This window comes from Enterococcus sp. DIV2371, assembly GCF_050498525.1.
In the GTDB taxonomy this organism is placed as follows: domain Bacteria; phylum Bacillota; class Bacilli; order Lactobacillales; family Enterococcaceae; genus Enterococcus_B; species Enterococcus_B mangumiae.
Genome location: NZ_JBIPAJ010000001.1, coordinates 1,545,023 through 1,567,988 on the forward strand (window position 1 = coordinate 1,545,023; position 22,966 = coordinate 1,567,988).

Consider the following 22,966-nt stretch of genomic DNA (forward strand, 5'->3'; position numbering starts at 1 on the left):
CAACGTCAATTTGCTTTTTGTAGAAGTATTGAATGTTCAATCAACTTCTTTCTTGACCCCATGCTTGAACTGTGAAATAATAACCTCATAAAAAATTATGACTTAAGAGCGTTCGCCGGAACGATCTTGCAGGAGACAGACAAACGAACCGTAGGCTTTAATGGTTCGTTTGCCTGGCTCCTTTTTGTTTTGGGAGGTATTAGGCAGAATGAAAAAAATCGAAAACTTACAGACAGATGTACAAAAAGGATTAATACAGCAAGAAGCGCAAGAGCGATTACGATACTATGGATTAAATTCGATTGATACTCAAGCAAATAAAAGTATTTTTACCTGTGTGAAAGAAGCAATGAAAGATATCACGATTTTGATCTTATTAGTTGCTACTGGACTGTCCACGTATATTGCGTATCAAACACATCCAGATGACTTTACAGAACCGGTCGTTATCTTTTCAATCGTTTTATTAAATCTTTATTTGTCGATACGGCAACAAAAAAGTGCAGAAAAATCGATGGAACAATTAAAAAAAATGAGTACTCCAACTAGTAGTGTTTTAAGAGAAGGTGTCGTCAAAGAAATCAATAGCTCGGAGATCGTACCTGGCGATATCGTTCAACTAACATTAGGTGATCGTGTACCTGCTGACGCGAAAGTAATCTCGTGTGTTAATTTCTTTGTTGACGAATCATTCTTGACGGGAGAAAGCGAGCCAAACGAAAAGGATGCTTCTTATCAAGCCAGTGAGACTGACGGATTGAGCGATCGTAAAGATTTAGTCTTTTCTGGTGCATTAGTCGTAACAGGTAAAGCGACGATCTTAGTAGAAAAAACTGGAAATGAGACGGAAATCGGAAAAATCTCTCACTTGATCACGAATGAAATCACCAATGTCGCACCTCTGCAAATCAAAATGCAAAAACTTGGGAAAATACTGGGAATCGTGGCGATCATTGCCGGTTTCCTTGCAATTGGCATAGGAATTACGAAAGGATTGAGCGTAGAAACTAGTATTATGACGGCTATCTCAATGGCAGTTGCGGCAATACCAGAAGTGTTACCTGTTGTTGTAACCATTTCTCTAGCTGTAGGTATGGGAAACATGGCAGTTAAGAAAACGATCGTGCGAACACCATCGACTGTTGAGACAGTGGGGGGCGTGTCAGTGATTTGCTCAGATAAAACGGGGACGATCACTGAAAATAAAATGACAGTGAAAAAAATTGCTCCTCTAGCAGAAATGCCTGCTCTGCTATCTTTCACAGAAGATCAAGAAAAAAATCTCCTTTTCCTGTTTTATCTTGCCAGTAGTTTTTCTGAGAATGAAGGAGGCAGCAATCCAACTGAATCAGCCATAAAAAAGGCAATAGATACTCGGTTTTCAGAGAAGGAATTACAGGAACATCTTTCTCACTTGAAAAAAATCAAAGAATTGCCGTTTGATTCAAAAAGAAAACGTATGACGGTCGTCTATCAAATTGGTAAAGAATATGTTTCGGTAACAAAAGGGGCATTTGACCGATTACAATTGGCAAATCCCAATGAACATTATTTAACGATACATGATCAACTTGCTAACCAAGCGTATCGTGTCTTGGGAGTAGCGTACAAAGTTTTTCAACAACCGATTGAAGACATATCCGAGGAAGATTTAGAAGAGGGGCTAACTTTTTCTGGTTTTGTCGGTATTATAGATCCGGCGAAAAAAGAAGTGGCAAAAGCAGTGGAAGTAGCTAAACAAGCTGGAATCAAAATCGTTAAAGCCTTTCAAGAAAATGACGAAATCGTTGCAATGACCGGGGACGGAGTGAACGATGCCCCAGCGCTGAAAGCAGCAGACGTCGGCATTGCTATGGGAAGCGGCACTGAAGTGGCAAAAGAAGCATCTGATATGATCTTAGTAGACGATCATTTTGCCACGATCATCCAAGCAGTAGAAGAGGGTCGGAGAGTGTATCAAAATATCCGAAAATCACTTTATGCCATGTTAGGTTGTAATATTTCGGCTCTGACGGTCGTATTGCTTTCTTTGCTTTTCGGTTGGGGAGCGCCAGTCACCGCCATTCAATTATTGATCATCAAAGTAGTCGCAGACGGAATTCCTGGTTTTAGTTTAAGTGTAGAACCTTCAGAAGAAAAAAATATGGAAAAACAACCGATCCATAAAAACGAGAGTATTTTTTCTCAAGGATTGGCAGTTAAGATTCTTGAAATCTCTGTTGTGTTTACGATCGTAACTTTATTGGCTATAGTTATTGGACGCACACAATCAGTTGCTATTGCTGAAACCATGACATTTATAGTATTAGGTTTATCAACGATCATCCATATGTATAACTGTCGCAGTGAACAATCGATTTTACGCTTAAAATTTCTAGGTAATCCATTGCTTGTCTTAACAACAATGATTGGCGCATTGATCATCGTTTTGTTAGTAACAATCCCTGTTACACAGCATACCTTTGGGTTTGTTACGATTGGTCTCACGAACTGGTTATGGGTCCTTGGTTTATCTCTAATTCCAGTCATCTATATCGAAATAAAAAAAATGGACACATCTGTTTTAATGAGTAACTGAAGATTTTTCTCTTAGTTAAGTCTGATTATGTTCGTCTGTAGATTTTTTTCTCAATGCTGCAGACGAACTTTTCTTAAAATGACCAAAAAAAGCGCGAATGACAAAAATAAATGCAGACAACTAAAAAAACAAGAGAATTATGGTGATTTACGATTGATAAGAGGGGTTAGAACGAGGAATTATGCAATTAATCAATTTTTATTTATTCTAGTTTACATAATATATATTATACAAAGTAGATTTAAAAAGAACTAAACCTATGTTCCAACCTAAATCCTTCGATTTTGACCTCAAAAACCGTTTTTTTCTGTTCTGCAATATTTTAAAATTATTTTGCACCGATTTGTTTACTTTTTTCATGCACATAATTACATATTTAACTGATTAATTTTTTTACTATCGACATTCCCGTAAGAAATAATTTTTTCAACAAATGTTAGTTCAATCAATCTGCTAGTGTTAGATTTATATTGTTTGATCTGTCGTTACTTATAGATCATTTATGGTTTATCTGTATTTAAGTCTTGCTGATCGTTTCATCCAATCTGTCACTAACATTTTTCAGTAATTATCGCTACACATAACATATCTACATAAGTACCTGTTTTTGCCTAAAATCGCTTTTTTTGTTCTCTTGAACTTTATTTCATGTGATATGTTATGTTTAGAATAAATTTGAGGTGAAAAAATGAAAATTGTTAAACTGGACAAAGAAAAAATCAAACACTACATATTGAATGAAGCAACTGAACAAGACATGATTGAATTGATCGAACTGATGCGTGCAAAGAAAGCGATTTTAGACTTAGAGAAAATTGCTACAGAAAAACAAAAACTTGTTGACAAGTTCAACAAGTTCTAAGAGTCTGACAGGCTCTTTTTTTAGTGCCCTCTTCTCTATCTACACATTTAAAAACGAATGACAGAAGTATGATAAAATATGACTCCAATAAATATCCCAAATATAATATGTACGACAATAGCGATAATAATTGGAACCACACGTGCTCCTTTTTTATCCCAGCTGTATTTCGTCTTTTTGTTTTTCCATAGTAAAGATATAAGTAATAAACTGAGAATCACGACCCATAATAGTAATGCAATGCCAACCAATGGCATAATTTTTTCATTGATAATGGCTATCCCCATAGACTCTCCTTTCTATTCGCATATTTCTTCTATATTAACAAAAAAACGGGAATACTCGGAAATGATGTTTGCTACTTTCCGATTTCCCCGTCTTTTTGTTTATTTGATTGTTGTTTTAGCGTACTGTATCAAGTACTGCTTTTAATTCACTAACTGATTGATGGAACATTGCTTTTTCTTGAGGAGTGATCGATAATTCAATGATCTCTCTTACCCCATTTTCGTCTACGATCGATGGTACACCAGTAAAGATATCTTCTTCCCCATACTCGCCATTTAAGTAAGCTGAAACTGGTAAGACAGCTTGTTCATTATTTAGGATTGCTTTGACGATTCGAGTAGTACTCATACCGATACCGTAATACGTTGCTTTTTTACGATCGATGATTTCATATGCTGCATTTTTTACTTTATCAGCAAGCACTGTTAAATCATTTTCTTCTAAACGATGGTCTTTCTCAACATATTCCATGATTGGTTTGCCACCAACTGTTGTATGTGACCAAGCAGCAACCTCTGAATCCCCATGTTCGCCTAAGATATATCCATGAACGCTACGTGGATCGACTGCAAGTTTCAATGCAATTTCTTTTCTGAAGCGTGTTGTATCTAATGTTGTTCCAGTTCCTACCACTCGAGAAGCTGGTAAGCCAGATTCTTTCCATGTTAAGTAAGTCAAGATATCAACAGGATTTGAAGCTACGACGAAAATGCCATCAAATCCTGAATCCATTACTTCTTTCACGATTTGACGTGTGATCATCGCATTTGTTTTCACTAGATCTAAGCGTGTTTGACCAGGTTTTTGGTTGACACCAGCAGTTAAGATCACTAGGTTAGCATCTTTACATTCGTTGTAATCACCAGACCACACAGAAACGTTCTTTTCGCCCCATGCCATACCATCTAGTAAGTCTAATGCTTCTCCTTCTGCTTTTTCTTGGTTGACATCGATCAAGACAAGTTCATTAGCAACACCTTGATTGATCATCGCATAAGCAATACTTGTACCTACAAAACCTGTACCCACGATAACAACTTTACGACTTGTTTTTTTCATGTCTAACACACCTTTCATCCGTTCTTTGTTATTTTCATGAAAATTATAAATCGGTTGTTATCATTTTTCAATAATATAGAAATTATACATACTATAATAATTTTTTATAGAAAATCAGTAGCGACCAAAATCAGATTGCGTCCTTCTTACTCTAGGTATCTCCTTGCGTGAACCTTTTAACGATGGATCATTCTTCTTTGATAAATTTGCCAAATGCGCTGAGAGATCGATCACTTTAGATTCTGAAGTTCGAAGTTCTGATTTCGATGTTTCGCTTGTCTGCTGTTCGCTAGGAAGTGAATTCGTACTGGTCTGTCGCGAGAATTGACTGTCGTTAGCATCACTATCTAATCGTTTATCAGAAATTTTTAATTGCAAATCTTCAAGATAGATTTTTGAATAAGGTTTCTTATATAGTGGGTCCCCGATTTTAGGCAACCAATTTTTTCTTCTCTGACTTCGCTGTAGTTTATCGGCTAAACGCTCGATTTCATTTTGACCAGTATAGGTCGGGTAATTAGTAGCGTTATAAGTCTCATCGATTGCTTTATTCATTCGAACGAGTAGCTTTTCTCGATAAGTATTTGTATTAAAAAATCTATGTATCTGATAGAGTAAAAAATCCTTCAATAATCGTCCTCCTCATTTTGTTCCCATGTTTCAAACACGTCTCTTTGTCTACTTGCTCGTGCTTTTTCTTTTTCTATGTTTATCCTAATTGTTTCTTCTTGAGCTTTGTAGGAAGCAGCGACTTCTTTTTTGAAGTGCCTGCGATCTTTCCGACTCACTCTTTTTATAAATTTAAATAATTGCCAAATGATCACGACAAGTAAATAGATCGTAAAAAAACCAGAAAAGCCAAACTCAATAATAAACGACAACAGAAAGGCAGCAATCCTACCTGCTTGACTAGCTGATGGAAAGTTTTCTTGCTGTTGTGCAATGAAAGGTAAAACCCAAAACATCCCCATGTTCTTTTTCCCCCTACTCCTCTAAGATCTAGCGACTATTTTCTAATTTTATAACGCTCTTTAGCGATTGCTTGCTTTGATGGTTTCCCTACTTTTGGTTGTGCAACCATTTTTACTGAGATAAAAACGCTTAAAACGATGGCAAGACTTGCAATACCAATGATCATTGAAGAATTTTTGGCGAAATATTTCGTAACTAATTGAATGATATCTAGTTGCCCGTTCATTACTTATCACCTCCTTTAAAAAATACATACGCAATCATAGTTTATAATGAAAGGATAGGTTCGATAAAACTTTTTTTGACAGATACTGGAAAAAAAGTAAAAGAACTTACATCCACAAGCCGTCAGTGAGGCTCTTATAGATGTAAGTTCTTTTGATTGATTATTCTTTATGTTTGGCTTTAAACGCATCAAATTTTTCTTTTGCTTCTTCCACCACTTCTTCGATTTCTTCTTTTAAGGGATGTTTCTCAGGTGTAGGTTCTTCTTCTACTGCATTTGAACCAGACATTGCGACTTCTTTTGCTTCGCCAGAGTTAGTTCCAGCTAAAGCCTCTTCTTTGTCGGTTGTCTCTCCTGAGTTAGTCCCGGCTAACGCGACTTCATCGTCCGTTTTAGGCGCCATTGACCCTCTTAATCGTTTTTCTTTTTCTCCATCATAATTTGTCATATGCTTGTCCTCCTTGTTGCTCTATCTCTATCCTACAACAAGAATAAAATAACTGTCAAAATATAAAGGTGAGATTGAAGTTATTAATTTTCTTTCTTTAAAATTTTTACTTCATAAGGGGCAAATGTGAGTAAGCCAGTAAGCGTTTGATTGGTTTCAAGGTCCAAGAGCGGTTGAAGCAACTCAAGCTGTTGTCTCTCTTCAGAAAAATTCATGAGAAAGTAATAGTTGTGTTGCCCATCTGTTCGAGATTGGATCGATACTTTTGGCTGTGTGTCTTTGACGATTTCTTGTTGCAACGCTAATTGTTCAATCAGTGGCTGATAGAACACTTCTAAAAAATCAAGATCTGTACGAGCAGCCAAGTAATAAGCTGTTCCCTGTCCTAGGCGATTTTCAACTAAAGCAGGTGTGTTGGCATAAAAATCTTGGCTGTACGTAGCAATCACTTTTCCTGTCGTTTCTTGGACAATCCCGCAGTAATCTTTAGTTTGATAAGATTTCCCTTGGTAAAGAATTTGATTGTGTTCCCCTGGATAAAGGGTCTCAAGCTCTTGTGGAAGCAACCCGAAAATGGTTTGTAGCGTTTGTGGCCATTCGCCAAGATGTAACTGATCATTTTCGTTGACCATCCCGGTAAAATAGCTACCGATCAAGATACCGCCCTTTTTCACATACTCCGAAAGGTCCTTCATCGTATCTTCTTGCATCAAATAGAGCATAGGCGCGATGACTAACGCATAATCAGAGAAGTCTTGGTTCGGTGTAAGGATATCTACCGCAATATCTCTTTCCCAAAAGAATCGATAATGCTCTTGCAACGTTTGGATATAGCGACGAGTTGGTCGTCCAAACCCGCCTCCACGTTTCAATGCCCAGTTACTTTCCCAGTCAAATAAAATAGCTACTTTGGCTTCTTTTGGTGTACCTTTGATCGCAGCTAGCGTGTCTAATCGTTTACCATAGGTAGCTACTTCTTGGAAGACTCGATTTTTCTCTGAATTATCATGTCCTACAACTGCACCATGGAATTTTTCGGAATTTCCGAGTGATTGCCGCCATTGAAAATAGAGTGTACTATCTGAACCGTGTGCAAGTTGTTGCATCCCACTCAAAATGTGCATTCCTGGTTTTTTTGCTTTGTTGTATGCGTGCCAATTCACGTAACTAGGTGTTGATTCCATGACAAGAAAAGGTTGTTTTTTCAATGAACGATATTGGTCATGGACGTAAGCCGATTTCATCGCAGTCAGGTGTAAGGGCTCATACGGATTATGCCAGTCAGGATAACTATCCCAACTAACGATATCAACGACTTCTGCAAAGCGGGAATAATCCAGTCCTTCAAGTGGGATAAAGTCCTGTTGATCATGTCCTTCTGCCATAAAATTAGTCGTAACTGGAAGATTAGGAGTGATTTCTCGGATCGGTTCAATTTCATTGAGGAAAAAATCAATCGTCTGATCCGTCACGAATCGTTTCCAGTCTAAGTCCATGCCATGTACTTTATGCTCTCCTAGAGGTGAAGGCGGAACGACTTGAGACCAACTGGAATAACTATTACTCCAAAATGTCATCCACCATGCGTCATTCACCGCGTCTAGTGTCTGATATTTGTCTTTGACCCAGTCACGCCATTTCTCTGCGCAAAAGTCACAATAGCACTCACCAGAGTATTCATTGCTGATATGCCACATCAATAATGCCGGATGATTGCCATAGCGCTCGGCTAGTTGTCGGTTGATTTGTTGGACCTTTTCCCGATAGATCGGTGACGTGTAGCAGTGGTTGTGTCGAAAGCCGTGATGATGCTTTTGTCCAAGAATGTTGGTCCGATTGACTTCTGGATATTTTTCACTCAACCATTGGGGCCTTCCGCCACTTGGTGTTGCTAAAATGACGCGACCATTTCGCTTGTGCATCGCTTCAAATACCTTATCTAGCCACTCAAAGTGATAAACCCCTTCCTCCGGTTCTAATGTACTCCACGAAAAGATACCGACAGTCACTGTGTTGACATGGGCTTTATCCATCAACTCGAAGTCTTTTTTTAATATTTCAGGATGAGCCAACCATTGTTCTGGATTATAATCGCCACCATGTAGCAAACGATTATCGTTATACGTCTTCACTTCGTATCCTTCCTTTCTACGATATGATAAATGAATGATTGGCAATCCCCGGCAAGCTGGTAAGTCGTATGATTGACTCCTGTGAACAAACGGGGTTTTTTCAAGCCGACATTCATCAAAAGATTGCCACAGACCGTCTCTTGTCCATTGATTTGATAATAACGATCTTTTTTCAGATAATCTGGAAAAGGCAGATAAGCTTTTGCGGCTGGATTTGCTCGTGCCATTTTTTGATAAAACCCAATGATCGCCTCGGATCGATCATGACTAAAAACACCCCAGCAAATTTCATTATCATACGGACGATTTGGCAAAATCTGAACAAATTTTCCATGAGTCAGCAAGTGACGATGTGCTTTGTAAAAAGCGATACGCTCGCTGATCTGTTGCTTCTCTTCGTCTGTCAAAGCCAAGAGGTCTAATTCATACCCTAGAGGCCCAAACATCGCTACATCTTGGCGGAAGGCTAAAGAAGTCTCACGTAATACTTGATGGTTAGGTGAAGCAGAAACATGATTACTAAAGCTGGAAAGCGGATAGCCTGCCAACGTTCCACTCAGGATACTTAAACGTTCCACCCCGTCACTGTTATCGCTAGGCCAGATTTGCGGACTATAAAATAGTATGCCTAAATCATATCTTCCGCCGCCACCAGCACACCCTTCGATCAAAAGATCAGGATAAGCGGTCAATAATTTGCCATAAAGCGCATAGACCCCTTGGACATAGCGGTGGAAGAACTCCTGTTGTTGGCTTGCTTGTTTCTCTAAATAAGCAGAATAGGCTTCAGTGATATTTCGATTCATATCCCATTTGATATAAGTTACATTCGTTTCTTCAATAATGGCTGCCATTTGCTCATAGATGCCTGCAACCACGTCCGGATTGGAAAAATCAAGGACATATTGCCCACGTCCGACTGAGATGCGTGAATAGGGATGTTTGACTACCCAATCAGGATGTTGTTTCAACAGCTGGCTGTCAGGAGATATCATTTCCGGTTCAAACCACATACCGAATTGAAGCCCCATATTCTTTAGTTTATTTGCAAAGGAAGCAAGTCCAGTCGGAAATTTTTGTTTATCAACTGTCCAGTCACCTAAAGAGGAACGGTCATTGTTTCGTTTACCAAACCAGCCATCGTCTAAAACAAAACATTCCATCCCTAAATGTTTACCAATGGTCGCAAGAGATAAAAGTTTTTCTTCAGTAAAATCAAAATAAGTCGCTTCCCAGTTATTGAATACGATCGGTCGTGGTGTATCTCGCCATTTACGATCGATCAGATGATTTTCGATAAAATGCGTAAAGTGTTGCGCTAGACCGTTCGTCCCCGCATCACTATACATCAAGACCGCTTCGGGTGTTGTAAAAGAATCTTCAGGAGCTAAAGTCCACCTGAATTGTGAGGGATGGATGCCGATCATCACTCTCGTTTTATCCCACTCATCCACTTCTGCTTGAGCAATAAAATTTCCGGAATAAACGAGATTCAACCCGTAAACTTCGCCATGGTCAAGCGTTGACTGTTGATGATCTAAACGGATAAAGGGATTGTGCTGATGACTACTTGCTCCTTTTAGTGAACCGATTGAGACGATCCCTTGCTCAAGCGGACGCTTCTTTTCATGACGTTCTTTCAGCCATGCTCCTGAAAAATGGGTGAAATCGTAGGCTTTAGTAGAAAGATTCAACACGCCTGAAAGCATGCGGTGGATCTGCAAATCGGTTTTAGATTGGTTCGTCAATGTCTGACTTTGAACGATTGCAGTAGAATCGCAAAACAGTGTGTAATGAAGTATCAGCTCTAGTTGACGTTCTTGATCTATTAATCTTAAAGAAAGTGTTTCCGATTCTTCCTTATCCCCATAAGTTGTTGGGCAATCTAGGTTTCTTGCCTTTCCTTTTTTAGTCGTTGCTTCGACAAAACGAAAATCTGTATAATAAGGCGCTTGATTACTCGAAAGTTCGATAGCCCCCTCTTTAAAATCAGAAGTACCATACACTGGGTATGCTTGTGGATGATCGGTTAAGGTAAAGTTCGAATCATCTTCAAAAAACTTAACTGTTCCAGCCGATTTATTCTGTTCTGCGACTAAATAGTCGATCTCTTCGTCAGTTAAACCGCGTAAAGGTTTTCCATAATAAATTTGCTCGATCTGTCCATTTTGCATGACATGGAGGATAAAGCTAGTGTGAGGATTGCTCATATGAAATAAGCGATCATTTAGTTGTTCAATCATGTGAGGCATCACCATTTCTTTATTTATAGTTAGAAAAAAGGATATACGTCGCTTGGTTGTTTACCAAAAGACTAAATCTTTTGCAGCAAATAATTGACTCGTTTTGCTAAATTCCGATTGTAAAAGAATTTGTAAAAAGGCAGGACAAACAGCAAGCTTAACTGAGTTTTAGCATCGACCAATTCATTTCTTTCGGAATACAACAACGTGAATTGATCGTTTTCTTGACTTTTCAGTTGGTACGTTTGAATGATTTTTCCTCCTGCGTAATCAGTCGTCATTTCAAGTAATTCATCCTTGACCAATCGGCGGATCGTCATCGTACTTTCAACGCTCGTTTGTCCTAGCTTCGTTTGCAAGGCAGTTATGACAGTTGTTCCTTCTGTCAGCTCTATAATCGAAGCATCCTTGCTTTGAAAATAATTCAATTGTTCCTCAAGTAGTACTTGGTAAAATTCTGTAGCTTTTGTCGGGATCTTCTTTCGGTAGTTCAATGTATCGATTCGCACAAAGCTCACTCCCTACTGTTCTTCGATGGTGATCTTCCCGTCCATCAATTGATTTTCTTTTTCTTGTTTTACTTGTTGACGTTCTTCATTCAAGTATTCACGGTCCATCGCAACTAAGAATGGTACCCAGATCAGTGTCATTACTACTACTGTTACGATTTGTAAAAGAGCGCCGGTGATCGAACCTGTCCCCAACCAACCTGAAAGTAAAATTGGAGTAGTCCAGACTACTGTTGCTCCGATTGGACGAGGAACCAAACCAAAGTAAATAGCAAAGTATGAGATCGTCGTGGAAGCCAGCGGCGCTAGGATCCAAGGGATGAATGCTACAGGGTTCAATACAACGGGTAAGCCAAACGTCATTGGTTCAGATACGTTAAAAATCGCTGGTGCAATGATCGTTTTCATCGTTTTCTTCATGCGGATCGAACGAGCAATAAAGAACGCCATCGTGATCGAAATCCCAAGTTGCATCCCTTGATTGACGAAAACGCCCATAAACGTCGTATTGATGATATGTGGCAACTGCTCTACGCCGTCTTTATACGCTTCAAAGTTTTCAATCGCCAATGCTCCCATGATCGGATCGATCACCGCATTGACAACTAATGTACCGTGGATACCGAACCACCAGAAAAGTTGCGTAAAGAAGACAGCAATCAACACAGCTGGCAAAGTCCCGCCTAGCCCCATCAAAGGTTGTTGCAACATCTGATAAACGAAATCGACTGCATTTCCCCATGTCGTAAAAGTAAACAAGTAACGGATGATGTTGAATAAAAATAAAGGAGCAGCACCAGGGATGATTGCCACAAAAGATTCAGCGATCATCGGCGGTACAGATTCTGGCATTTTGATCGTAAATCCAGAACGACTGATGCGGCTATAAATTTCTGTCGCGACAATCGCTGTCAAAATACCAACGAACATTCCTTCAGCGCCTAGTTTAGATAAAGGAATAAAGGTCCCCATTGCTTCGTCACTTCCAAATGGCAAAAGCATGATGAAACAAGAAAGTGAAATGGCACCAGCAAAGACTTGCGGCTGTTTATAATGACCAGCTAATTGGTAGCCGATCCCGTAAACGATAAAAAGTGCAGAAATACTCATTGTCGCATTTCCTACAGGACCAAAAAATTCATTTAAAAAAATATTGAACGCATCCGGTAGAAACGTAGCGAAGCCAAACGTTGTTGGCAAATTTTGGATAATGATCATGATCGAAGCAAACATTGTTGCAGGAAAAGCCATCATAAAACCGTCTCGGAGACTAAGCAGATATTTATTATTTGCGATCAGTGTGGCAGCAGGAACCATTTTTTCAGCTAATTTATCGACAAACTTCATGTTTGATAACTCCTTTTATTCATTTTTATGCAAACGTTTACTTTGCGAGTATAATTGTTTACTTAATGTTTACACAAGAGAAAAATAAAAAAAGTTCAAGAAACTTTCTTTCTCGAACTTTTTTAACATACTATTAATCAGATGAGTGTCCAATGGAATCTCGTAAAACGAGCTGACTGCGACAGATCACTCGAATCGGCATCGTCCGTTCTTTCAACATGCGCTCTTTTGCTAAACGCACCGCTAAGCGGCCCATTTCTTCAGGATTCGCTTTGATGCTTGATAAGCTTGGCGTCATGAACTGCGCCATTTCGATATCGTCAAAACTTACGACAGCGATATCCTCAGGGATTTTTTTATTTGCTTCACTGATAGCTTTATAAACACCGACCGCCATCGGATCACTGGCAACGATGACGGCTGTTGGTGGTGATTGTTGGGCCAACATCTCTTTGCCTAAGCGAAGCCCATCTTCGGGTTTCCAGTTTCCTTGATACACCGTAGCATATTGTTGGAGTCCATTTAGTTTCATCCATTTCAAGTACGACTCTGCGCGGATTTCTTCTTTGCTTTTATGGACTTCTCCGTTTTCAGCCACTCGACTGCTGTGTCCGCCGATAAATGCGATATTCCGATGCCCTTTACGATGGAGTACTTCCAAGACCTCGACTGTTTTTTGTTGGAAGTCTGTCTGGATACAGTCAAATTCTTCGGAGTTGGAGTAATTATCCACCAAGATCAAATTCGGATTGATTGCAGCGATTTTTTTCGTTGCTTCGATCGTCATTTCGCTGATCATGATGACGGCCCCATACTTCGCTAACTCTTTCCATTCTTTATGCGCATCTCTCATGTGAAAAGCACGTATCGTGCGAAAGCGCCACTTGGCGGCTTCTTTTTCGATACCACCACGAATCTTGCGGAAATATGGATCATCCAATTCTGCCTCTACTTGATGTCGTACGATCAAAGCAATCGTCATTTCGTCACCTAAGCTTCGAGTTCCACGTTTATTTTTATCGACAGAATAATTTAATTGATTGGCGATCTCAATCACTCGCACGCGTGTTTGTTCGTTGATACTAAATGTCGGGTCTTCGTTTAGGATACGAGAAACACTAGCTGCTGAAACCCCAGCGATTTTTGCAATATCACGTATAGACGCCATCCTCTCACCTCTTGTTTACTGTTTACTAAATAGTACCAGAATAATGAGGAAAAGGCGAATAGGGATTTGGTGTTTAAGGAAAGAAGCACTGAACCCCAAAAAATAGCTTGGGATTTCAGTGCTTCTTTAATGATGCTGTGGGTATCTATTGAGTTTTTGTAGATATTCAATCCTCAAATACCTTTCTCGCTTCCTCGATCTGTTGGATGCCTGTTTCGAGTATTTTCATTTGCAACAACGTTTCTTCATCTTTAACGATTTTTTCTGCGCCGTTGATCAATGTTTCGTAAATCCCTTCATACACACGTCGATAATCACCGACTTCAGAAACGACTTTCTCTTCGTGATAAGTTCCTTCTTCATCCATGTACGTCAATACGCCGTAGTGTTCGGGTTGATCAATACCAAAATCTGCATTTTCAGGCATATAGAACATTTTTAAGTGTTCTTCTTGACGGTCTTTCGTCTGTTTGACGAACATCCCTTTTTTGCCATAGACGACAAAGCTTGGTCGTTCTTTGATACGGAAATAACTAGATTTGATGGAAACTTTCATACGGCCATAGTAAAAGTCTAAGTCAAAGTAATCATTCATCCGTCCAGTACCTAATAGTTGGCGGACATCATAATGGATATCATCTGGTTCACCAAAGTAAGAAAGCACCTGATCAACGGTATGACAAGCATGACCATAAAGGTAGCTATTTGCCACTGAAAATTCTGTTGTATTCTCTGGGATTTCTGGGCGGAAATAGTCATAGTGCATCTCCAGTTCTAAAATATCACCTAACCTCCCGCTTTCAATGACTTTTTGGACCGTCAAAAAATCTGAATCAAAGCGACGATTTTGGTAACATTGGATGAACAATCCTTTTTCATTTGCTAAGTCAAATAGCTCTTTCGCCTCTTTTGAATTTTCGGCAAAGGGTTTTTCGACTAAAACGTTCTTACCGTTTTCTAAAGCAAGCTTTGCATATTCTGCATGAAACTGACTGGGGGTCGTGATGACGATTAATTGGATCTCAGGATCTTCCCACAAATCAGACAACTGATTGGTATATTCGATGTCATCAAATGTTTCCCATGCCGGTGCCGATGGTGAGAATATTTTTTTGACCTTGATTTTGTCTGGTAGTCTTCTTGAGAACGGTAAGTGATAGCGATTGGTACTTTTGCCATTGCCTAAGTATGCGATTGTTAACATGTCGTTTCCTCCTACTTTCGATTCGTTTCTTATTTTTAAGTATAAGACAGAATGAAAAAAAGAGAATCGTTTCTTGTTTTTTTGGCAAAAATGTTCAAAGAAACTGACAGAAGGGCATGATTTCTGAAAAAGATGTTCAATATTAAAGTGCTGTAAAAAGAAGTGGTTATTTTTCGAGTTATTCAGTAAGATAGATTGTGAGGTGTTGTGTATGCTTATTGAAGAGAAATTAGTGTCACAGGAAACATTTACGACAAATGAAAAACGGATCGCAGACTATCTACGATTGAACCGAGAAGCAGCTGTTTATATGACGATCGAAGAGCTTGCAAAGGAGACCTACACCTCCCACTCGGCCATCATCCGATTTTGTAAAAAGCTCGGTTATAGTGGATTTAAAGAATTTCGTTTTGAATTTGGGCGAGAAGTCCATCAGTTGGTTGCCCAGTTCAATCAAGTGATCGATCCCAATTTTCCTTTTACCGTCGAAGATGATCCGAAGATGATTGCCAAAAAAATGGCGGACTTATCGATTCAAGCAATAAAAAAAGCCCAATTTCAAATTGAAGATCAATCGTTAGAAAAAATTGCGACGGTCTTGAACCAAGCGGAACGCATCTTTTTATTTGCGAAAGGAGATTCGCAAACAACCGCACGGAAATTCCAAAATAAATTAGTAAAGTTGAATAAGTTCTTGATCTTAGCCGAAGAATATAGTGATTCATCTTGGAATGCGGCTAATTTAACGAAGAATGATTGTGCCATCTTTATTAGCTATAGTGGGCGCATCCATCATTATGAACGGATTCTTACTTATCTAACCCATATCGGAGCGCCTAGTTTATTGATTACAGGAAATGAACAGTCTGAAATGGCAAAAAAAGCAGCGATGCGGCTAGTCGTTTCCCAGGAAGAATATGATTTTGCGAAAGTAGCCACCTTTTCTTCTCAAATTGCCTTTGACTACGTCTTAAATACCTTGTACTCCTTGATGTATGCCCAAAACTATCAAGAAAATTTATTGAACTTGAAAGAAAAACAAGAATTGATCCAAAAAGGACTGTTAAAGGAATACAAAAAGCAAGAGCTGTAGCAATTATAAATAGCCTAAAGACAGGAGAACTAGCGCTTCTGTCTTTAGGCTATTTATCTGAAGCAAAAATATTTCTTAAAATTGATGATTGATCGCTTGTATGAATTTAAATTGATGATCGCTATACGCAAATTCTAAAATGCAACAATTTGCAAATTTTATCTTAGCCACTTGTTCATAAGGCAACCATTTTTGGATGAATAAGTACATCGCACCACCGTGGCTCACTGCTAAAACGTTTTGATGGTCTTTTTCCATGATATCGGTCAAGGTCGCGTTCATTCTTTGTTGCAGCTCTTTTGCAGACTCGCCACCATATGGGACAAACGAATCGCCATAGGAAGTTTCCCCAACTGGTCTTTTCGGATTCAAGGCTTCACTTTCCCCTTCAAATCGCCCGAAATTCCATTCTTTTAACCCTTTACTCCGCTGGTATTCCTTTTGTCCGATAATGATCTCTAACGTATCGGATGCTCGTTCTTGGGTCGATGAATAATACGCATCTAAAGGGATTTGATTGGTCTGGAAATATTCTCTCGCCACTTCTGCTTGTCTGATTCCCGCTTCTGTCAAAGGAGAGTCACAAGCACCTTGGATTTTGCCTAATTGATTGAACAACGTTTGACCATGCCGCATAAGATAAAGTTTTTTCATCACGAGTCCTCCATATCGATTTGTGTATGTATGTTCACTTTTTAGTATAGCCTCTGGAGTGAACTCTAAGTCAATAGGGAAATTTCCTTTTCGATGAGTTTGTGACAAAAATAAGCGCCTCTTTCCAAATACAGAATAAATCTGTGGAAGGAGGCGCTTATTTTCGTATGCTTACTTTCTATTGTTCATTCGCATTCTTGCTTTTTATCCCTATTTCTAACCATTTGACTTTATAGCGGAAATCTTCGATCAGTTCTTCTGCCGTCCATTGGTTGACCATATAATCGGTCAAAGAATTCATGACAAGAGCCATCACGAAATATAAAAAGCTGATTGCTTCTTCTGTTGTGTCCATGCTGATCTGGTTGATTTTCAATAAATCCAGCCATTGTTGGACCATAGACGAATCGTGGTTAGTAGGTAAACGTTTTGATGAACCAAGGTCACTCACTCGGGTCAGTAATTTGATCGATCGCCAATAAGGACTATCCTTGCTTAATCCACCACACCAAGCAAGGTATTCTTCGATGCCTAAGAAAAAGTGATCTCGATTTCGATTGATCGATGCAATGATATCTCCGTGGACTCGATTGGAGTAGTTTCGTACAGTAAATGTGTATGCATCTTCCAAATCCTGGAAATATTTATAAAATGCACCGCGGGACATTTCCATGGCTTCAACGATTTCGGAGACTTTGACTTGGCTGATGTGCCGATCATAAAATTTATCGAGTAAAATCTCTAAGATCCATTGCTGCTTTTCTTTAGAAATGTTAAAAAAAGTCTCTTTCGGCATAAGCATTCTCCCTTACTGCTTACTCTGTGATTGATTGCTCTGTCAAATAACCGTCTTCCATGCGATAGACACGATCGCTCCATTGGATCATTCGAGAATCATGTGTGACCATGACCGTGGCTTTTTGTTTCTCATGTGCTTCTTTCACTAGTAATTTAACAACTTCATATGCATGGTCGGTATCTAAACTTGCTGTCGGTTCGTCTGCTAAAATCAAGCTTGGCTCATTGAACAATGCTCTCGCGATCGCTACACGTTGTCGTTCCCCGCCGGATAGATCTTTCGGATAGCTGTCTTTCAATTCGTAGACATCTAGTGATTTCAGCAGTTCGTCGATTCGTTTGTCCTCTTCTTTTTTCTTAGCGACACGATCAACTAAATAAAATTGTTCTTTGACCTTTAGAAAAGGAATCAAATTCGAACTTTGTAAAATAAAACCAATCTCCTTAAAGCGTAAATCCGCTCGCTTTTTTTCATTTAATTCGGAAAAAGAATGTCCGTTAATGGTTATTTCGCCTGAACTAGGTGTTTGTAAGCCACCAGAGATTGTTAGAAAGGTACTTTTTCCTGAGCCTGAAGGACCAATGATACTAACAAATTCTCCTTGCTTCACTGAAAAATCGATTTCTTTTAGTGCAGTCACTTCTGTACGTCCATTACCAAATTTTTTGACGATCTTTTTCATTGTCAAGATTTCTTTCATTTCATTATCCTCCTATCGCAATTACTGGATCAACTTTAGCGACTGTTCGGATCGAGAACAGACCACCGATCATGGCTACGACGATCAAGATCCCGCTATACAATAGCCATTGCGACCAAATGATGGCAAACGGCATGGCTGCTGGTAAGATCAAGCTAGTCAAGTAAGCTAGGACGACAGCGAATAGGACACCGACAAAGCCGACAATGAATGCTTGCGCTACTAGTGACCGAGCGATAAATGAATTTCTGATCCCTTGCGCTTTCATCACGCCGAAAATTGCTGTTTTCTGTAAAGTGATCACGTACATAAAGATGCCGACAACAGCTGCAACGACAACGAATAAGAAATAGATCATCGCATTCAATGTCATATTTTGTGCAGAATATCCTGGTAGACTTTGGATAAAGTCTTCAATCGACAATTTTTGCAGTGTTTTTGATCCACCGTCTGTTTGAATGGTGGCTGCTTGTTTGGTGACGATGGCATTGATTGGTTTTTTCTCATCAGAGGCAAACGGTTGATCGCCAAATTTCAGCTGTGTCCATGTATCAAGATCCGTATAAACGACCGGTCCCACGGTATAGTAAGTCTCTGGGAAAATCCCCACGATCGTCAAGTCTTCATCATAGCTACCTATTTTAATTTTTTCGCCGATCGAAAAACCTAGATCAGCCATATTTTTGGAAATAATGATTTCGTTTTTTTGTTTAAACATCTCGCCTTCCAATAAGTCAGGCAATAAAAACGCATCTCTAGTCGTACCGAAGACAGTGATATTTTCCTTTTCTTCTGCCTTGACTGCTCCGCTGAACAAACCAATCGGCGCTTTATCTTTGGCGTCGACCTGATCCACGTCTCCTCTTACTAATTGGGAAGCAGCAAATACTTTATTTGCATCTTCAGACAATACGATTTCTTGTGCTTGCCAGTCAACGATGGCTTTTTTGAACTCTTCGGATAGTCCGCTTGCTAGACCTGTCAACATAAAAACGACATAGGCGATTAAAAACATGATCCCAATGATCAGTCCATAACGCATTTTGGCATAGCGCATTTCTTTTATCGCTAAAAACATTTTTTGATTCCTCCATTTCGATCACTTTGCGAGTGACAAAGTGTCACTGGAGAAAAGTATAGCGCTTGTATCGACCAAAAGTCAATTGCTTGGTTTGCTTATTCAGTTCATAAGATTATTATTTTTTTAAAGAAAAAAACACTGAGAACTGCTTAGCTGGATGCGAGCAATGATTTTCATAGTATGCAAGGAATAAACGAAAAGCAACCGCCAAAATAGTGCTTATTGGCATACTATCTTGGTGGTCGCTATTATTACTTTACCTTACAGATTTAACATCTAAAATCCTCCTGGTCCCATTTGACCAAAGGAGACTGCTTCACCGGATTGAGAGATCGTCATTGAAGTATTTGAGAAAGTGAAAGTCCCTAGATCATTCGCACCACTGACTGTCGGCTGCTCACTAAGACCATTTTTACCTTCAGTTTGAGTGCTTCCGCCGCTAGCAATAGTATACGTTTCCCCAACCGCAAGCTGTGGTGAGGAGACAACGATTGTTTGATAATTTTTTGATGGTTGATAGGCAAGCACTGCTTCCCCTGCTTCTGATGTGATACTCATCAGTGTATCTGCTTGTTGGACAGTGTCATAACTGATTGCCACCGTTGCCTGAGTGGAACTATCGCTGACGGTTTGCGCCATCCCATTGGAACCAGCTGCCACAAAGGTTCCACCGGTTAAAGTAAAGGTTCCACCGTAATCTAATGCACCGTTGCCGCCATTTACTGGGCCGTCGATCAACATCGTCCCTCCTGACATCTCGATAGTGCCATTGCTATCTAAACCATCACCTTCTGCATTGACATAGACAGTACCACCGTTGATGATCACTTTTTTACTATCATCCGACGCATCGGGTGGTCCGCCAAAGCTGTCAGCGCCAAATTGACCAGTCGTTGTTTCTGTGTCACTACCACCACCAGCATTGATCCCATCATCGCTGGCAGTGACATTTATTTCTCCGTCATTAAAGGTAATGACTGCCGATTCGATTCCTTCATAGGATTGCTGGATCTCGATCATACCGCCATTGAAGGTCAATTCGTTGTCCGTGTGGATGCCGTCATCCCCAGAGCTTAACGTGAGCGTGCCTCCGGTTATTTCCGCAAGATTATTTGTATGGATACTGTCATCTGCACTGTTGATGACATACGTTCCGCTACTGATCAATACGTTGTTACCGGCTTTCATTCCTTTATAACTTTCATTAGTATCTAAATTGGTGCTGTCTGCTCCTTGGGCGGTTTGGATCGTGATTTCTGCTTCTTGGCTATTGATAGCAGTTTCCGCTTGGACACCGTCTCTTCCGCTATTTATCTCGAAAATCCCACCGTCGATCGCTACATATCCTTTTGTTTCATCTTCTGCGTTGGTCGCTTGGATTCCATCCCCTTCTTCCGTGGTGATTTGATAGTTTCCTCCTTTGATGGCTACAGCATCTTTTCCTTTCAACCCATTATTTTTCGCGTTGATCGTGTAAGTGCCAGATATCAAGATCAAATCATCTTTACTACGAATGCCGTTGCTATAGTTTCCATCGACAGTCAATGCACCGGTTCCGTTGATGGTCAAATCTTCTTTACTGTATAGTGTTGCGTCTGGTTCCGTTTCGTTTTCAGCAAGTGTATAGTTTTCACCATCAGATAAATGATTTTCGGTATTTTCTGCTAGGGTTACTATCGCCTTTTCTGTTTGTTGGATCGCAACAGCCGGCCCGTTAGAATTGGTGATTGTTACACCATTGAAGATAAGATGGACTTTTTCTTCTTTTGGCACATTCACGATCAATTGGCCGTCAGTCAGAGTCCCGCTGATCACATAGTTTCCTCCTTGCGTGATCGTTACTTGTTCGTCCACTACTTCGACCCCTTCTCCTTTAACTTCTGTCTTCTCGCCTAATTGGATGTCGATGGCAGAACTTTTCTCATAGCTCGTTGTTAAATCTTCTGTCTCATAGGTGCCATAAGTCGTTTGTTGTTCTGTCGTTGTCGCATCAGTAGACAGCGTTGTCGCCGTACTTGCTTCGGTCGCGTCTGTACTCGCCTGATTCGAAGAAGTCGAATCTGCTGAAGAACAGGCGGTCAATAATAGGCTGGCGGTAATCAATGAATAGATTTTTTTCATGCGCGTTCCTCCTCTTTATAATTCCTCGCGATTTGTTGCTACTTTTCCTAGTACGATCGGTAAATTGCCATTACGTACACGGATGTGATCAATGATTTCTTTTTCCTGTTGGTGATCTTTCAATAAGAGGATATAGCGTAATTCATACAGACTGCCCATTGTCGTTGTTCGGACTGAACTGAGGTGATGCGTATACGTGTATTTCTCAAAAATATCAGTAAATAGTTCAGGATAATCTAAATCTTCTGGGATCGTTACTTTCAATTCTCTTTCAGCTACTTTATTCTGATTGCCAAATGGTGAAAGGTACAGTACTAATAAAAAGATTGCGACAATCACTGAAAATATTAGTACATACGTCACATAGCCCATCCCTGTAGCAATCCCGATACCCATTGACCAGAAAATACTCGTGATCTCCCTTGACCCACCAGCGACGGAACGAAAGCGAATCAAGCTGAACGCACCAACAACTGCTAGCCCTGTTCCCAGGTTCCCGTTTACTAGCATGATGACGGATTGAACGAGTATCGGTAAGACTGCAACAGTAACGACAAAACTTTTTGTATAGACATTCCGTTGCATATGGATAAAGGCGACTAATAAACCTAATAGTAGTGAGGTGGCGATACATAGCAATAACTGGAATGGTTGAATAGTCGTACCTGATTCGATCAAACTAGATAACATGTTGATTTTCCTCCTTTGTTTGAATAAATAAATGTCGCTTATACGTTTCTGCGTATTTTGAAAAACTTCCTTTTCTCAGTTGATACGCATTGAGTAACTCGACAAACCACAAAGGATATGCCCCCAGCGCTTTGACTTCCATCAATACGCCAAGTTCTGGTGCGACTAAGTTTTCTTCTCCGGTGATGGCTAGATCTAGATTTGTTTGGCGAAAACGGATGTGTTGATCAAAGGTTACACGAAAGTCAGGATCGGTTTTGCCAAATAGCGACATTCGCTCATAAATGATCATTGTCTTCGGTGACAAATCCGGATTTCTTCTGAATAACCAATCAACTTCCTGTTGGATCTGTTCATGGTTTTCGCTAGGAAAGTCTTTTGTTTGGAGCCATTTTAGATACTCAGAATAAGTTAGCGGCAGTCTCCTTTTATAGACAATCCCATTGACCTTTTTCTTGATTTCCAAAAAAACGAGCGATGAATCAGTCGGCACCCCGTAGCTTCGCACCCTGAATTTTTCTTTGTATCTCGGCTTATTCATGGAATTTGTAATAAAACGATCGTCTGCTGTATCAAAGTACAACGATAAAATCGTATGCAACCCGTAATCGTCGATCTGCATCTGTTTTTTCAGTTCTTCAATAAACGAATGAAACTGAGTCGTAGTCAATAGGTATTTTGTTTCTTTGCGTTGAAATACATTTTTTAATTTCATTTTCTTTCCTCCTGGTTTTCTTAAGTGATGTCATCTAGCATACAAAGGTTAGCTTAAACGTAACTTAATCCGAAATT

The 22,966-nt window shown here is 39.7% G+C and carries 22 protein-coding genes; 3 read left to right on the forward strand and 19 right to left on the reverse strand.

Annotated elements, in window-relative coordinates; genetic code table 11:
- The first annotated feature begins 208 nt into the window (after positions 1-208).
- Together IGL24_RS07210 and IGL24_RS07215 are read left to right on the forward strand one after the other, a co-directional pair.
- On the forward strand, positions 209-2,578 hold the full coding sequence (locus IGL24_RS07210; RefSeq protein WP_429968420.1) for a cation-translocating P-type ATPase: 2,370 nt from the start codon (positions 209-211) through the stop codon (positions 2,576-2,578).
- Positions 2,579-3,266: 688 nt separating this feature from the next.
- Entirely contained in the window at positions 3,267-3,440 is a 174-nt protein-coding gene (locus IGL24_RS07215; protein ID WP_207700467.1) for a hypothetical protein, read from the forward strand.
- 47 nt (positions 3,441-3,487) lie between these two features.
- On the opposite strand, the gene IGL24_RS07220 is transcribed toward IGL24_RS07215, so the two are convergent.
- The 12 genes from IGL24_RS07220 to IGL24_RS07275 all read right to left on the reverse strand — a co-directional run bounded on the left by IGL24_RS07220 (position 3,488) and on the right by IGL24_RS07275 (position 15,036).
- Positions 3,488-3,727: a hypothetical protein gene (locus IGL24_RS07220; protein ID WP_206854078.1), complete on the reverse strand. Its 240-nt coding sequence runs from the start codon at positions 3,725-3,727 to the stop codon at positions 3,488-3,490.
- 115 nt (positions 3,728-3,842) lie between these two features.
- Positions 3,843-4,787 (reverse strand): L-lactate dehydrogenase, encoded by a 945-nt coding sequence (locus IGL24_RS07225; RefSeq protein ID WP_206854082.1) that lies wholly within the window; start codon positions 4,785-4,787, stop codon positions 3,843-3,845.
- Positions 4,788-4,901: 114 nt separating this feature from the next.
- Positions 4,902-5,342: a hypothetical protein gene (locus IGL24_RS07230; RefSeq protein ID WP_429968421.1), complete on the reverse strand. Its 441-nt coding sequence runs from the start codon at positions 5,340-5,342 to the stop codon at positions 4,902-4,904.
- A 71-nt stretch (positions 5,343-5,413) separates the two neighbouring features.
- Positions 5,414-5,758 (reverse strand): hypothetical protein, encoded by a 345-nt coding sequence (locus tag IGL24_RS07235; protein ID WP_206854088.1) that lies wholly within the window; start codon positions 5,756-5,758, stop codon positions 5,414-5,416.
- A 35-nt stretch (positions 5,759-5,793) separates the two neighbouring features.
- Entirely contained in the window at positions 5,794-5,985 is a 192-nt protein-coding gene (locus IGL24_RS07240; protein ID WP_207115742.1) for a hypothetical protein, read from the reverse strand.
- Between the two features lie 160 nt (positions 5,986-6,145).
- Entirely contained in the window at positions 6,146-6,433 is a 288-nt protein-coding gene (locus IGL24_RS07245; protein ID WP_206854091.1) for an rRNA processing protein, read from the reverse strand.
- Positions 6,434-6,516: 83 nt separating this feature from the next.
- The gene (locus IGL24_RS07250) at positions 6,517-8,565 is read right to left on the reverse strand and encodes a beta-galactosidase (RefSeq protein WP_347564922.1); all 2,049 of its coding nucleotides are present in this window, start codon (positions 8,563-8,565) and stop codon (positions 6,517-6,519) included.
- Complete coding sequence (locus IGL24_RS07255; RefSeq protein ID WP_207699547.1) at positions 8,562-10,808, reverse strand: alpha-galactosidase; 2,247 nt, start codon at positions 10,806-10,808, stop codon at positions 8,562-8,564. The genes IGL24_RS07250 and IGL24_RS07255 overlap by 4 nt, the downstream gene beginning before the upstream one ends.
- A 71-nt stretch (positions 10,809-10,879) precedes the next feature.
- Positions 10,880-11,317: a DUF3284 domain-containing protein gene (locus IGL24_RS07260; RefSeq protein ID WP_207699546.1), complete on the reverse strand. Its 438-nt coding sequence runs from the start codon at positions 11,315-11,317 to the stop codon at positions 10,880-10,882.
- A 12-nt stretch (positions 11,318-11,329) separates the two neighbouring features.
- On the reverse strand, positions 11,330-12,664 hold the full coding sequence (locus IGL24_RS07265) for a PTS sugar transporter subunit IIC (protein WP_207699545.1): 1,335 nt from the start codon (positions 12,662-12,664) through the stop codon (positions 11,330-11,332).
- Between the two features lie 133 nt (positions 12,665-12,797).
- Positions 12,798-13,832 (reverse strand): LacI family DNA-binding transcriptional regulator, encoded by a 1,035-nt coding sequence (locus tag IGL24_RS07270; protein WP_207699544.1) that lies wholly within the window; start codon positions 13,830-13,832, stop codon positions 12,798-12,800.
- Between the two features lie 166 nt (positions 13,833-13,998).
- Positions 13,999-15,036, reverse strand: a complete 1,038-nt coding sequence (locus tag IGL24_RS07275) for a Gfo/Idh/MocA family oxidoreductase (RefSeq protein ID WP_207699543.1) — start codon at positions 15,034-15,036, stop codon at positions 13,999-14,001.
- 211 nt (positions 15,037-15,247) lie between these two features.
- Between IGL24_RS07275 and IGL24_RS07280 the strand changes: the two genes are divergently transcribed.
- On the forward strand, positions 15,248-16,129 hold the full coding sequence (locus tag IGL24_RS07280; RefSeq protein WP_207699542.1) for a MurR/RpiR family transcriptional regulator: 882 nt from the start codon (positions 15,248-15,250) through the stop codon (positions 16,127-16,129).
- Between the two features lie 75 nt (positions 16,130-16,204).
- Here IGL24_RS07280 and IGL24_RS07285 read toward each other — a convergent pair whose 3' ends face one another.
- The 7 genes from IGL24_RS07285 to IGL24_RS07315 form a co-directional block, all read right to left on the reverse strand.
- A complete protein-coding gene (locus tag IGL24_RS07285) occupies positions 16,205-16,783 on the reverse strand; it encodes a histidine phosphatase family protein (protein ID WP_207699541.1) in 579 nt (192 codons plus the stop codon).
- 178 nt (positions 16,784-16,961) lie between these two features.
- Positions 16,962-17,579 carry a TetR family transcriptional regulator gene (locus tag IGL24_RS07290; RefSeq protein ID WP_207699540.1) on the reverse strand — a complete coding sequence of 206 codons (618 nt, stop codon included), beginning with the start codon at positions 17,577-17,579 and terminating at the stop codon, positions 16,962-16,964.
- Positions 17,580-17,598: 19 nt separating this feature from the next.
- Positions 17,599-18,282, reverse strand: a complete 684-nt coding sequence (locus IGL24_RS07295) for an ABC transporter ATP-binding protein (RefSeq protein WP_207115734.1) — start codon at positions 18,280-18,282, stop codon at positions 17,599-17,601.
- 4 nt (positions 18,283-18,286) lie between these two features.
- Entirely contained in the window at positions 18,287-19,360 is a 1,074-nt protein-coding gene (locus IGL24_RS07300) for an ABC transporter permease (protein WP_207699539.1), read from the reverse strand.
- Between the two features lie 279 nt (positions 19,361-19,639).
- Positions 19,640-21,484: a carbohydrate-binding domain-containing protein gene (locus tag IGL24_RS07305; RefSeq protein WP_207699538.1), complete on the reverse strand. Its 1,845-nt coding sequence runs from the start codon at positions 21,482-21,484 to the stop codon at positions 19,640-19,642.
- A 15-nt stretch (positions 21,485-21,499) separates the two neighbouring features.
- Complete coding sequence (locus IGL24_RS07310; protein ID WP_207115731.1) at positions 21,500-22,174, reverse strand: DUF4956 domain-containing protein; 675 nt, start codon at positions 22,172-22,174, stop codon at positions 21,500-21,502.
- A complete protein-coding gene (locus IGL24_RS07315; RefSeq protein ID WP_207699537.1) occupies positions 22,164-22,889 on the reverse strand; it encodes a polyphosphate polymerase domain-containing protein in 726 nt (241 codons plus the stop codon). The genes IGL24_RS07310 and IGL24_RS07315 overlap by 11 nt, the downstream gene beginning before the upstream one ends.
- Between the last annotated feature and the right edge of the window lie 77 nt (positions 22,890-22,966).

Excerpts from the sequence above, each read along its gene's own strand:
- IGL24_RS07275 (WP_207699543.1), bottom strand. The coding sequence starts at position 15,036 with ATGTTAACAATCGCATACTTAGGCAATGGCAAAAGTACCAATCGCTAT.
- IGL24_RS07255 (WP_207699547.1), bottom strand. The coding sequence starts at position 10,808 with ATGATTGAACAACTAAATGATCGCTTATTTCATATGAGCAATCCTCAC.
- IGL24_RS07225 (WP_206854082.1), bottom strand. The coding sequence starts at position 4,787 with ATGAAAAAAACAAGTCGTAAAGTTGTTATCGTGGGTACAGGTTTTGTA.
- IGL24_RS07295 (WP_207115734.1), bottom strand. The coding sequence starts at position 18,282 with ATGAAAGAAATCTTGACAATGAAAAAGATCGTCAAAAAATTTGGTAAT.
- IGL24_RS07280 (WP_207699542.1), top strand. The coding sequence starts at position 15,248 with ATGCTTATTGAAGAGAAATTAGTGTCACAGGAAACATTTACGACAAAT.
- IGL24_RS07265 (WP_207699545.1), bottom strand. The coding sequence starts at position 12,664 with ATGAAGTTTGTCGATAAATTAGCTGAAAAAATGGTTCCTGCTGCCACA.
- IGL24_RS07315 (WP_207699537.1), bottom strand. The coding sequence starts at position 22,889 with ATGAAATTAAAAAATGTATTTCAACGCAAAGAAACAAAATACCTATTG.
- IGL24_RS07215 (WP_207700467.1), top strand. The coding sequence starts at position 3,267 with ATGAAAATTGTTAAACTGGACAAAGAAAAAATCAAACACTACATATTG.
- IGL24_RS07305 (WP_207699538.1), bottom strand. The coding sequence starts at position 21,484 with ATGAAAAAAATCTATTCATTGATTACCGCCAGCCTATTATTGACCGCC.
- IGL24_RS07240 (WP_207115742.1), bottom strand. The coding sequence starts at position 5,985 with ATGAACGGGCAACTAGATATCATTCAATTAGTTACGAAATATTTCGCC.
- IGL24_RS07290 (WP_207699540.1), bottom strand. The coding sequence starts at position 17,579 with ATGCCGAAAGAGACTTTTTTTAACATTTCTAAAGAAAAGCAGCAATGG.
- IGL24_RS07210 (WP_429968420.1), top strand. The coding sequence starts at position 209 with ATGAAAAAAATCGAAAACTTACAGACAGATGTACAAAAAGGATTAATA.
- IGL24_RS07300 (WP_207699539.1), bottom strand. The coding sequence starts at position 19,360 with ATGTTTTTAGCGATAAAAGAAATGCGCTATGCCAAAATGCGTTATGGA.
- IGL24_RS07270 (WP_207699544.1), bottom strand. The coding sequence starts at position 13,832 with ATGGCGTCTATACGTGATATTGCAAAAATCGCTGGGGTTTCAGCAGCT.
- IGL24_RS07245 (WP_206854091.1), bottom strand. The coding sequence starts at position 6,433 with ATGACAAATTATGATGGAGAAAAAGAAAAACGATTAAGAGGGTCAATG.
- IGL24_RS07285 (WP_207699541.1), bottom strand. The coding sequence starts at position 16,783 with ATGAAAAAACTTTATCTTATGCGGCATGGTCAAACGTTGTTCAATCAA.
- IGL24_RS07230 (WP_429968421.1), bottom strand. The coding sequence starts at position 5,342 with ATGAATAAAGCAATCGATGAGACTTATAACGCTACTAATTACCCGACC.
- IGL24_RS07235 (WP_206854088.1), bottom strand. The coding sequence starts at position 5,758 with ATGGGGATGTTTTGGGTTTTACCTTTCATTGCACAACAGCAAGAAAAC.
- IGL24_RS07220 (WP_206854078.1), bottom strand. The coding sequence starts at position 3,727 with ATGGGGATAGCCATTATCAATGAAAAAATTATGCCATTGGTTGGCATT.
- IGL24_RS07310 (WP_207115731.1), bottom strand. The coding sequence starts at position 22,174 with ATGTTATCTAGTTTGATCGAATCAGGTACGACTATTCAACCATTCCAG.